9 protein-coding genes are annotated in these 11,423 nt (G+C 58.2%); 4 read left to right on the top strand and 5 right to left on the bottom strand.

What is annotated here, in order from left to right; all coding sequences use genetic code 11:
- Window positions 1-3: 3 nt before the first annotated feature.
- The 3 genes from argC to M5R41_15850 are packed head-to-tail and all read right to left on the bottom strand — an operon-like array spanning window position 4 to window position 2,868.
- Window positions 4-978 carry an N-acetyl-gamma-glutamyl-phosphate reductase gene (gene argC, locus M5R41_15860; protein ID MCZ7557874.1) on the bottom strand — a complete coding sequence of 325 codons (975 nt, stop codon included), beginning with the start codon at window positions 976-978 and terminating at the stop codon, window positions 4-6.
- The gene (locus tag M5R41_15855; GenBank protein MCZ7557873.1) at window positions 975-2,180 is read right to left on the bottom strand and encodes an argininosuccinate synthase; all 1,206 of its coding nucleotides are present in this window, start codon (window positions 2,178-2,180) and stop codon (window positions 975-977) included. The genes argC and M5R41_15855 overlap by 4 nt, the downstream gene beginning before the upstream one ends.
- Window positions 2,173-2,868 (bottom strand): GNAT family N-acetyltransferase, encoded by a 696-nt coding sequence (locus M5R41_15850; protein MCZ7557872.1) that lies wholly within the window; start codon window positions 2,866-2,868, stop codon window positions 2,173-2,175. The genes M5R41_15855 and M5R41_15850 overlap by 8 nt, the downstream gene beginning before the upstream one ends.
- 281 nt (window positions 2,869-3,149) lie before the next feature.
- Between M5R41_15850 and M5R41_15845 the strand changes: the two genes are divergently transcribed.
- The 4 genes from M5R41_15845 (at window position 3,150) to M5R41_15830 (ending at window position 8,878) form a co-directional block, all read left to right on the top strand.
- Window positions 3,150-5,627: a DUF4968 domain-containing protein gene (locus tag M5R41_15845; protein ID MCZ7557871.1), complete on the top strand. Its 2,478-nt coding sequence runs from the start codon at window positions 3,150-3,152 to the stop codon at window positions 5,625-5,627.
- Between the two features lie 252 nt (window positions 5,628-5,879).
- Window positions 5,880-6,887 carry a hypothetical protein gene (locus M5R41_15840; GenBank protein ID MCZ7557870.1) on the top strand — a complete coding sequence of 336 codons (1,008 nt, stop codon included), beginning with the start codon at window positions 5,880-5,882 and terminating at the stop codon, window positions 6,885-6,887.
- Entirely contained in the window at window positions 6,884-8,014 is a 1,131-nt protein-coding gene (locus M5R41_15835) for a CotH kinase family protein (GenBank protein MCZ7557869.1), read from the top strand. The genes M5R41_15840 and M5R41_15835 overlap by 4 nt, the downstream gene beginning before the upstream one ends.
- A gap of 18 nt (window positions 8,015-8,032) precedes the next feature.
- Complete coding sequence (locus M5R41_15830; protein MCZ7557868.1) at window positions 8,033-8,878, top strand: phosphatase PAP2 family protein; 846 nt, start codon at window positions 8,033-8,035, stop codon at window positions 8,876-8,878.
- A 459-nt stretch (window positions 8,879-9,337) separates the two neighbouring features.
- On the opposite strand, the gene M5R41_15825 is transcribed toward M5R41_15830, so the two are convergent.
- Both M5R41_15825 and M5R41_15820 read right to left on the bottom strand, forming a co-directional pair.
- Window positions 9,338-10,291 (bottom strand): OmpA family protein, encoded by a 954-nt coding sequence (locus M5R41_15825; protein MCZ7557867.1) that lies wholly within the window; start codon window positions 10,289-10,291, stop codon window positions 9,338-9,340.
- Window positions 10,292-10,304: 13 nt separating this feature from the next.
- A complete protein-coding gene (locus M5R41_15820) occupies window positions 10,305-11,363 on the bottom strand; it encodes a hypothetical protein (protein ID MCZ7557866.1) in 1,059 nt (352 codons plus the stop codon).
- Window positions 11,364-11,423 lie beyond the last annotated feature (60 nt).

Raw genomic sequence — 11,423 nt, 5'->3', positions numbered from 1 at the left:
CGCTCAGTAGGCGGAGGCCTTGAGGCGAAGCCCTTCGCTCTCGTCACGACCGCACAGAAGGTTCATATTCTGCACCGCCTGCCCGGCGGCGCCTTTGAGAAGATTGTCCAGCACACTGACGGCGAGTACTTGTCCGTCGGCATACGAAAGATGCACGATGCAGCGGTTGGTGTTCACCACCTGCTTGAGGTCCGGCTGCTCATCGGCGATCGAAACGAAAGGATGTCCGCTGTAAAAATCGGCGTACAGTTTTTTTGCACTGTCGGCATCGCCGTCCCAGCGGAAATATGTCGAGGCGATGATGCCGCGCGTGAAGGGTCCACGGTACGGTATGAAGCGGTGCGCGCCGGTGAAGCCGGGTTGCAACTGCACGAGCGACTGCCGCACTTCCGGCAAATGCTGGTGATCGAAGGGTTTGTACACCTGCATGTTGGAGGCGCGCCAGGAAAAATGCAGCGTGTCGCTCATGCCCGCGCCCGCGCCGGTTGATCCCGTCACTGCGCTGCTGTGCAGTTCATCGGGAAGCAATCCGGCTGCCGCCACAGGCAGGATGCCGATTTGCAGCGCCGTAGCGAAGCACCCCGGATTGGCGATGCGCGCTCCGCCGCAGGACGCTCCGCGGATGCGTTCGCGGTTGAGCTCCGGAAGTCCGTAGATCCAGCCCGACGCTCCAGCGAGCCGATGGTCCTGACTCAAATCGATGATGGTTGTTTCGCGTGGCAACTTCAGGCGCTCGAGCACTTCCGCGGAAGCTCCGTGAGCGAGGCAGAGGAATACGACATCAGCATCCGAATCCGGGGAGGCGGAGAAATGCAGCTCCGTCTCGCCGGCGAGATCGGCATGCGAAACCGACACCGGCTGTCCGGCGAGGCGCTCCGACGATACCCAGGCGATTTTGACCGCAGGATGCGCGAGAAGCAGGCGAAGCAGTTCTCCGCCCGCGAAGCCCGATGCGCCCGCTATACCGGCACGTATCATTCGCCCGCTCCGTTGTTCACGACGTGATGCATCATCGTCTGATTGGCATAGATGCGCGAGAAGCCGCGCACGTCGTCGCCGCTCCATGCGCGATTTTCTTCGCCGTATGCTCCGAAACGCGGGGACATAAGGTCGTGCGGAGAATCGACGCCGGTCACCTGAAAGCGGTACGGAGCCAGCGTAACGTACACCGTTCCGGTGACGAATTGCTGCGAACGTTCGAACAGTGCTTCGATGTCCCGCGCGGCGGGATCGAGGAACTGCGCCTCGTGCACCATGCCGCCGTACACCGCGGCGAGCTGCTCCTTCACCAGAAGCTGCTGTTTTGTGAGCGTGTGTTTTTCCAGTGCATGATGCGCCTTGATAATCACCAGCGGTGCGGCGGCGGCGAAGCCCACGCGCCCCTTCATTCCGATGATGGTATCGCCGATGTGTATGTCGCGTCCGATACCGAAGGGCGCCGCCATGCTTTCGAGCAGGCGAATCGCCGCCACGCTGTCCGCGCAGCCTGCGTTGTTAACATCCACCAACTCCCCGCGCACGAAGCGCAGCGATGCGGATTTGGGCTCACTGCTGCTTACCGGCACAGGCCAGGCTTCTTCGGGGAGGGGCGTATCGGACGTCAGTGTTTCCCGGCCGCCGACAGACGTACCCCACAGACCCTGGTTGATCGAATACGGCGCGCGCTCCCAATTCCCTTCCACGCCGTGCTCACGCAAATATGCGATTTCCTCGTCGCGGCTGAGTTTGTTGTCGCGGATGGGAGTGAGTATGCGCACGCCGGGTGCGAGGATGTGGAACACCGTATCGAAGCGCACCTGATCGTTGCCCGCGCCGGTGGATCCATGGACGATATGCGTCGCGTTGATTTCCTTCGCGTAGCGCGCGATGGCTTCGGCCTGGAATACCCGCTCGGCGCTCACCGATAATGGATACAACCCGCCGCGAAGCACGTTGCCGAAGACGAGATGACGGATACAGCGGGAGTAAAACTCCTGTGTCGCGTCAATGGTGCGGTGCACGGCGGCACCGAGCGACAGTGCGCGCATTTCGATGGCGGTGCATTCCGCCGGAGAAAAGCCGCCCGTGTTTACCGTCACTGTATGCAGTTCGCAATCCATGGTGGCGGACAGATGCACGGCGCAGTAGGTGGTGTCGAGTCCGCCGCTGAAGGCGAGGACGACGCGGGTTCCTTCAGACATACTCCGCCTCCTCCCGCAGGGTTCTCCCCGCGGTGTCGCCGGAGCCGGGAGCATGATCGGGATGCGCTGCGTCTGTCACCTCGGCATGCACACGCTCACGCAGGCGTCCATCCACATCCATGGTGGCAACGGGATGCGGCCGTTCGGGATCGAAGAGCATCCCCGTGCAGAGACACATCGTGCGGTTGGTGCGTGTGAGAATATCGTAGTTCGGGCAGCTCCGGCAACCATTCCAAAATTCGTCGTCCGCCGTCAATTCGCTGAAGGGTGCGGGTACATAGCCGAGCACCGTGTTGATTTTCATGACGGCATGGCTGGTGGTGATGCCGAAAATCCGGGCCTTGGGGAAGCGCTCACGAGACAGTTCGAACACCCGCCGCTTGATGCGCAGGGCAAGGCCGGCGTGACGATGCGCGGGGAGAACGATGAGACCGGAGTTGGCGACATAGCGTTTATCGCTCCACGTTTCGATATACACGAAACCCGCCAGCTCTTCGCTGCCGGCTTCGCTGTCCCGTGCGACGGCGATGACGGCTTTTCCTTCGCGCATTTTCTGCTCGATGTAGGCCGGATCGCGCCGGGCGATGCCCGTCCCGCGGGCGGCGGCGGCTTCTTCGATTGCTTTACAGATGCTGCCTGCATATGGAGCGTGCGTATCGCCGGCAACTTCAATAATGTATGTGACCATGGTCTCCAGGGTTTTCCTTGCGGATTGAACGAAAACATGCACGAACAGCGGTTGACCGCCTGAATCGGGCTTGGATCATGAAATATTCAGGGAAATCAGGGCGAGGTATGGAGTATCAGCGGCGCCTGCCGGCGCGGAAACGGATCACGCTGCAGCGGGCTGCCGCATGCTTGCGGAACATCGTATTCAGGGCTACATTGAGCAGAATCGAGCTCATGATCCGAATCACCAGAGTCTTGTGAACAATGAGATTTAATAAAAATACGATTATTCTTTTGTATATGCAACACATTGTATCCGCATTACGCGCCGCACGTTGGCATGCCTGCATTCCTTGGCTTCTGCTGCTCGTGCGCATGACCCTCCCCGCCAACGCGGATCAGTACACCTCTCTCGGCGACTACGTCTCCCACGAACGCGACGCAGCCGGTGTCAGTATTCGGGCGGAGAACAACGTCCTGCGTCTCAGCATCGTCGGAGAGGCCGTTCTGCGCATACAGGTAGGCCGCGACGGCACCTTGCTGAACGACCCCTCCCATGCCGTACGACACGAAGCAATTCCGGCTGTGAACTGGAACCTCGACGATACGGACAGCGCTCTGGTGTTGGTCATGCCAGGCGGAAGAGTAGACATTCTCAAGCGTCCACTGCGGCTGGTGTTCCGCGACGGCGAGGGGCGCGAGATCGCCTCCGACGACCGCGCATTCGGACACGCCTGGGACGGCAAGGAAATTCACGTCTGGAAAACCCTGCATCAGGACGAGCGCTTTTATGGGCTGGGGGAAAAAACCGGCGATGTCAATAAGCGCGGCAGTCAGTGGGTGATGTGGAACTCCGACGTCCCCGGTTATGGAAACGACCGCGATCCCCTGTACGCTTCGATCCCGTTTTTCATTGGTGTGCGCGATGCAGGGGCCTATGGCATCTATTTCGACAACAGCTTCCGCAGTGTTTTCAATATGGGAGCCGCCAGCGACCGCGTGTATTCCTTCGGCGCCGAGGATGGTGAAATGGATTATTACTTCATATTCGGTCCGGCCGTGAGGGACGTTGTGCGACGGTACACTGGTCTCACGGGACGCATGCCCCTCCCGCCTCTGTGGGCGCTCGGTTTTCAGCAATGTCGCTGGAGTTATTATCCGGAGCATGAGGTCCGCGATCTTGCGAAAAATTTCCGTCAGCGCGGCATTCCCGCCGATGTGCTGTATCTCGACATCCGTTATATGGACAACTACAAGGTATTCACGTGGGACAGCGCCGCCTTTCCGAATCCACACATGTTGCTGAGCGACCTGGAAGCGATGGGATTCAAAGTCGTGCCCATCATCGATCCCGGAATCAAGATCGAGCGCGGCTATGACGTGTACGAGCAGGGAATCGCCCGCGATCATTTCCTGAAATACCCGGACGGGACGCTGTACAGCGGGCAGGTCTGGCCTGGCTGGTGTCACTTCCCCGACTTCTCGCGGGCGGACACCCGCCGCTGGTGGGGAGACGCATACGCGCGAATGATGGACATCGGCGTGGACGGCTTCTGGAACGACATGAACGAGCCGGCAGTCTGGGGCCGGGAATTTCCGTATCTCGTACAGTTCGACAACGACGGCGCTCCTGCGACGATCAAACGTATGCACAATGTGTACGGACATCTGATGGCGGAGGCCTCCTTTGATGGCCTGCGGCGAAGTCACCCAGATAAGAGACCGTTCGTGCTCACGCGCGCGGCCTTCGCGGGGACACAGCGCTGGGCGGCTATTTGGACAGGTGACAATACCGCACGTTTCGACGATTTGCGCATGGGTATACGGATGTGCCTCGGATTGAGTTTGTCCGGTATGCCGTTCAACGGTACGGACATCGGCGGATTCATGGATTCGCCATCGCCGGAGCTTTACGTACGGTGGCTGCAGGCGGGAGTTTTCACTCCGTTGATGCGATCGCACACGCATATCAACACCCGCGACCAGGAGCCCTGGTCCTTCGGCGAGGAAACGGAGGAGCTGGCCCGGCGTTTCATTTCGCTGCGCTATGAGTTCCTGCCTTACATCTACAGCGCTTTTCACGAGGCCTCGACAAGCGGCACACCGATGATGCGGCCGCTGCTGCACGACTATCAGAACGATCCCGCGGTATATGACAGCCGCTGGCAACACACATGGATGTTCGGTGATCACATACTCGTCGCTCCGGTGGTACAGGAGGGACAGCGGTTTCAGGAGGTGTACCTGCCGGAGGGCCGGTGGCTGGATCCCTGGACCGGCCAGAGTTACGAGGGCCGTCAACGCGTGATCATCGATGCGCCCGTGAGTCGTTTGCCGTTGTTCTACAAAGCGGGAGCCATCATTCCGCGAAGAAATGCGCCGCAGTTTACCGGTGAAAAACAGCTCGACACACTCGTGCTGGACATCGTTCCACAAGACGGCGGCAGCGGTACGATGTATCTTGACAGCGGCGAGGGGTATGGTTATGAGCGGGGCGATTTCGAAGTACTGCGTTTTTCCCTCGGTGCGGAAGAGCGGGGTTGGCGGTTGACCATTGACGCCGCCGAAAGCGTGCGAACGCGGAATATCAAGGCGATACGTTTACGGCTTTTCGGTTCCGACGCTTCGCCGCGCCGCGTCGCGACCGCCGACCGCATCATTTTCGACACCGACGCCAACACCGTTCCACCCGATGCACGGGTTGATGCCGCCCACCGTCGCTTCGAGATCACTGTACCGTTCGCTCCTGGCGTGAGCACCGTGACGATAGGGTATTGACGAGTGACGATTTACGATTGACGAAGTAGGATGTACGATGCGTCTCTTCGTCACTCGTCGATCGTACATTCCCTTCTGCCTTGCCCAGGCCGATCCGGTTCGATACATTTACTGAATGTGGGCATATCCGTTTTGTTGTCCGGCGGTTTTCCCTTCGCGCTACACAGCACCTGTCCCCGACATCCACGTCGTTGCTGACACCTGAGACGCAGGCCGCAGCCGTGGAGAGCAACACGCACTGCAAACAGGTTCATGAAAAAACATATCTTCCTCCTGCTGCTTCTCTCATTCTTTACGAGTCACAGCCAGGCGCAGAAAGTTTCATTTTCCGGATTCGGAGCGACGGGAGCCGCTTTTTTCGACCGCAATCCCGTCGCAGGATTCAATCAGGAATTTTATTACGAGGGGAAGCTGCAGGCCGATATCGAGCTTTCCAAAAAGATAGAGGGACAGCTGGATTTCCGCGGGCATTCAGAAAGTAAGACCGCAGTCCTGCGCGAGGCGACCGTCACATTCAAGCACATGGACAAGGCGCGCATCAAGATCGGAAACATCAAGAAGCCGTTCAGCCTCGAAGGACTCAGCGATCGGGACGAGTACATTCCCGTAAACGACAGTTACATGCACCGGGTGGTTTCCGATCTGGGGTACGATGGCAGAAACGTCGGCCTGATGGTGTATTACAATTACAAAGAGAAAAATCCGGAATTTCCCTTTTCCTATGCCGCCGGTGTGTTCCGGAATCAATCGTATGTGACGAGCGCCTATCTGCGCGGCACAGCGCATTCATCCGCCGGATATACGGCGTCGCTCGGAGGCGCCCTATTGCAGCGGGGACGCGAGAATGCAATTACCACCTTCGGCGTCTCCGCCGATGCGGGGTACAAGGATTCACTCTTCGAGAGCGGCCTTGAAGCAGTTCTTCTCCAGGATCCGGAGGAAGGCATACGCCGGAGACTGCTCGCGCGTGAGGATCGCGTCTACACGGCGGGACTGAAGTCCATGACAGCAATGCGCTTCGATCTTGGCGGTACATTCCTGAAAGTACTTGAGCCTTATCTCATGCTCGCCTGGTTTGTTCCCGACTTCGAGGAAATGGGAACGCATCGCTTGGAAATAATGACGGGTGCGAATGTGTTTGTAGACGATGACGTCCGTTTGCGCCTCTCGCTCGATGCGCTGCTAACGCGGGACGGCAGATCAGACACCTATTCCACCGAGGGTTCCAGCGTAACAATCGAGACCTTTTTCCGTTATTGAAAGCACTTGCATCCATAGCGCTCCTTTCCATATTCACGTTTTGCGCTTGTGAAACCGCAGACAACTCCACGTATCTCCCCGACACGGGGGAGGTTGCGGTTCTCGACGTGTGGATCCCACAGGAGTATTACAGTTCACTGCTTTCGAACCGGTGGAGCAACGAGAAGGCCCCGGCCCGCATTTTCGTTGGCGAGACATCGTACAGCGGCACTTTCGAGCCGCAGGGCGCCGGTTCACGCTACCACGCGCGCTGGTCGTACAAGCTGCAGCTCGATGCGGGGCAGCAGATCAATGGCATGAACACCTGCAATCTCAGCGCACAGGTGTTCGACCGTACCATGCTGCGAAGCAAGCTCGCGACTATGATATTCGAAGGGCTCGGCTTTCCGTCATTCAATACCGCGCATGTGTTTCTGCGCATCAACGGAACGGACAAAGGACTGCTGCTGCAAGTGGAGCGCGTGGAAGAAGAATTTTTTCGCAAACGTGGTATGATGGTGTATGAACTGATCAAGGCGAGCTTCGGTGCGCGCTTCAGCTTCTCGGAAAACATGCATCTCGACAAATATTTTTCTCTCGACATTCCGGAATCCGGAAATCTGAATTCCCTCGGCGAAATGATCGAAGCTCTCGATACCGCTCCGCCGGACCGCATACCCGAGGTCGTCGGCCGTCATCTGGACATTACGAATTATCTGCGCTATCATGCCGCGGCGTCCATACTAAATCATATAGATGGCTTCGCGAACAACATGCTCTTCTACAAACCCACTCCCATTTCGCCCTATCAGATCATACCGTGGGATTTCGACAAGTTGCTGGCGGAGGACGCAGATGTGGGGCTGACGGGAGACAACGACATCATTCGAGCCTTACTGCGTAACGACAGTTGCGTCGCGATATACAAGCGAGAGGCGAAGAATATGCTGGCCTCCGTCATTGTGCCGGGGCAACTTTTCCCGCAGCTCGAGGTGTACCAGGCGGCCATCGCCGCGGCGTGGGCGCTCGATCCCAAGCTCGGCCTGGCGGGCTTTTCGCTGCAAGCCGAATCCGCCGCACTCCGGCGGCATCTTATAGAGCGGCGAGACTTTTTCCTGCGAAGCATAGACACACTCACGACACGATGAACAGCTGACGATTCGCCGATGAAGACGACACTCCACACCCTCCTGCTGATCTGGCTTCTGGGTCCAGCAATATCCCATGCACAATATCGTGACGAGAACCGCGTCAACCGATTCCTCTCCCATTCGATGAATGCGGCGGGGGACGTATTCGCCTGGTATGACGCACCGGTGTTCTTTTTTTATTTCGTGAACCGTTACGAGGCGCTTCAATCCGCTGGTAAACCCGTCCTGATACACGCGACCGGTTTGGAACGCGAAGTTGCAACAGAATTCGGCGTGCGCGGCTCCGAGTCCTTCGGCAGTCTGGATCCGTTCGCATTGCCGCACGCCATTCTCGGCGCGCGCACGATTCAGATTCTCGCAATCGAGCTGCTGAGCGAAGAGGGTGACGCGGAGGAAGAAATGCGTCACGCCTTCGGCCTCTACCGCAGTGTGATGTACACGCAGGTCGCCACACAGACGGTGAAGTCACTCGTACATCGGATGCGTCCTGACGGGAGTGATGATAAGAGTTTTTTCAGTGGTCACACCTCGGTCGCCTTCGCGACCTGTTCCTGGCTGCAGATGGAATTGGATGATGCGATCATGGCGTCGGAGTCACTTGGGGAGAGGCCTCTCTTGCGTGACGCCCTGCGAGTTGCCGCGGCAGCATCCACCTACGGTTGGGCCAGCTATGTCGGCTATTCACGCATACGCGACAACAAACATTACCTCGGTGACGTCATGACTGGTGCGGCCGTCGGTGTACTCATTTCCCATCTCACCTATGCCGCCATTCACAATGGCGCGCCCACCTTTCTGGATTCATTCGGCGTCGGCATCGCTGACGGCCGACCCGCCGTGAGCTTCGTGTACTCGTTTTGAGCGCGGAGAGCGGAGCGCATGCATCTCGGAATTTCATCGGGAATCGATAATCGGGAATCGGGAATTGGGAATCGGGAATCGATAATCGGGAATCGGGAATCGATAATCGGAAATCGGGAATCGGGAATCGGCTCGTCTGAGGCGGAGGGATTCGATAATCCGGAAACACGGTTGAGACACGTCTGGCCGCCTGCGTGATTGCGGATTGCGGACATATCACCCTGCAGGCTGGCACGACGACGACGACGCGGGGAGCAGTAAACACCCTGTCGGCTTCGCGGTACCCGCCGCTCCGACGCGGTGCGATCAGTGCGTCCTGTTCGAAGGAGAGTATGGCCGGGACAGTGCGGCAACCGATATGTGCACAATGACAGAGGGGGCCCGACGTATCGGACCCCCTCAGGTATTTTCAGCGGCGTGGGCACACGGAGACAGCGCCCGTGGCTCATCACGTCAATACTATTGCACGGGTGTTTCTATGATGACCTGCACCATACGACAGTAGAAACGGCCTTCGGGTGTATCGTTCGGGAAGAGCAGCGGTGTGCTGCCGAGACCCTTGGTCGTCACTTCCACGTTCGCGAGTTTTGCGCCAAACGACGCTTTCACCGCTTCGGCGCGCTGCTGCGACAGACCCATGTTGTATTCCGCATCGCCCAGGGCGTCGGTATAACCATTGATGGCTACACGCGATGTGGGTGTGATACTTTCCGTCACCTCATCAATGATATCGAGATTGCGCTTCGACACCGTAGCTTTGTCATAGTCGAAGAGAATCAGCTTGATACGATTGACGCGGACGTCTCCGATGCGCTCTTCCTGCTTGCGCTCGAGGGTGAGTGTGTTGAGAGCGATATTCACCGGCACATCTTCCTCCTGCGCACGTCGGTCGCGCACGAGGAGCTCCACCTTCAGCGCTTCACCGCTGCGAACGAGTGCTTCACCTTCGAAATCCCAGCGATAGCTTGCCGCCGGCGCGCTGCCTGTGCCACTTTGGGAGAACAACGAGCGCGGACCCTGTGAGACCTGCAGCAGCCAGCGTTCGACGCCATTCGGAGCGTCCACCGAGGGCTTGAGCAGTAAGGCATCGAGGGACGTCGAGTAGGCGATCTCATCTCGCCGGATCGGGGCAATGATTTCCTCGGTAGCGGATGTGATTTCAACGCGACGATTTTCTTCCTGTCCTCTGGGATCGTCCACAGCGGAGGGGTCCACCGGGAGATTGCGTGAGCGAACAGTGATACGTCTGGATTCGATGCCCCAGGTATTCACGAAATAATCGCGGACCGTTTCGGCACGCTGTTTTGAAAGCGTGGTGTTGTTGCGCTCCGCGCCGGCGCCGGAATTGGTACCGGTCAGAGTAATCTTCGCATTTGGGCGCTCAAGCATTCTGCGGCCAATGACATTGAGCATATTGCGATAAATTTCAAGTTCCTGACCTTTGGCATCTTCGATGAAAAAGCTTTTGGCTTCTTCGTTCCCTAATAGGTTTTGACGCAGCGGCGTCTTGCCGTCGCCGTCTGCGAAGAACACATAGGTCAGCAGCGGATAGCGTTCGATGGTGCGCAACTCTTCCACCACAATCGTACTCGCATCCGTTTCTTTCCCATCGGCATCGATTCCGCGTACCACCAAGTCCGCAGCCGGGGGGCGGAATAACCTCGGTGGCGGGGGCGGCGGCGGGGGCGGGAGGCGGCGGCGGCGGTAGCTCCTTCGGCGGGGGAATCATTGCGTAGCGAAGCCCAAGACCACCGGCAAACGCGGCGGCTGTCCAATCGCCGCGACCCGTCACCTTCGTGAGCGGAAGCGAGTAGGCGACCTCGGGCGTGAGCAACAGATTCCGGGTCAAAGGAATGTCGTAGCCGGCGCCAAGCTCGAGAGCGAGCCGAAGACCATTGACTTCCTGAATTTCCTCATCGCGAATGATGTGATCGGTTGTCCCATCCGCAAAGGTTTTATCGGAGGGCGAAACGAGCACTTCGCGCAGCGTGTAATCCTTCGACAGCGGAAACGCGAAACCAAGCCCGAGATTCAGGTGCAGTTCCTGATCGATCGGAAAATACAGGATGCCGGGTGTGACCGTGAGATACGACAGTGCGTTGTCGAAGGTTTGATCCACGATCATGTCCACCGGCGGCCCTGACGGTTGCGCCACAGGACCGACACGATACTTGTCCCGGTCAAATGCACCCGAGAAATCCTGGTATCCGATGCGGCCGCTGAACAGGAACGTACGTGAAAGCGGATACTCGAAGAGTCCTTCGAGCCGGAGGCCGGTTTTTTCACCGTTCTCAAACTCGCAGATACCACATACGGCGTTGTTGTCCAGCGCTTCGTATGTTCCACTATGCATGTTGAACTGCAGCCCACCGAACAGGCCGAAACGAACGACGTCGCGTGGGCCGGGATTGTCGGTTTGTCCCTGAAGCATCATCGGGAGTGTGCAGAGGACGAAGAAGCCGGGGAGGAGTATTTTGCATTTCATAGGCGAGAAAAAGAGATGGAAAAGCCTAATGTAAGGATTATTTTTCATTTACCAAGTGCT

Source organism: Bacteroidia bacterium, assembly GCA_027493955.1.
GTDB lineage: Bacteria > Bacteroidota > Ignavibacteria > SZUA-365 > SZUA-365 > JAOSJT01.
Note: the sequence above shows the minus strand (reverse complement) of the source record. Positions and strands in the feature narration are given on the sequence as shown.

Excerpts from the sequence above, each read along its gene's own strand:
- M5R41_15845 (MCZ7557871.1), top strand. The coding sequence starts at position 3,150 with ATGCAACACATTGTATCCGCATTACGCGCCGCACGTTGGCATGCCTGC.
- M5R41_15830 (MCZ7557868.1), top strand. The coding sequence starts at position 8,033 with ATGAAGACGACACTCCACACCCTCCTGCTGATCTGGCTTCTGGGTCCA.
- M5R41_15820 (MCZ7557866.1), bottom strand. The coding sequence starts at position 11,363 with ATGAAATGCAAAATACTCCTCCCCGGCTTCTTCGTCCTCTGCACACTC.
- M5R41_15850 (MCZ7557872.1), bottom strand. The coding sequence starts at position 2,868 with ATGGTCACATACATTATTGAAGTTGCCGGCGATACGCACGCTCCATAT.
- argC (MCZ7557874.1), bottom strand. The coding sequence starts at position 978 with ATGATACGTGCCGGTATAGCGGGCGCATCGGGCTTCGCGGGCGGAGAA.
- M5R41_15825 (MCZ7557867.1), bottom strand. The coding sequence starts at position 10,291 with ATGCTCAATGTCATTGGCCGCAGAATGCTTGAGCGCCCAAATGCGAAG.
- M5R41_15855 (MCZ7557873.1), bottom strand. The coding sequence starts at position 2,180 with ATGTCTGAAGGAACCCGCGTCGTCCTCGCCTTCAGCGGCGGACTCGAC.
- M5R41_15840 (MCZ7557870.1), top strand. The coding sequence starts at position 5,880 with ATGAAAAAACATATCTTCCTCCTGCTGCTTCTCTCATTCTTTACGAGT.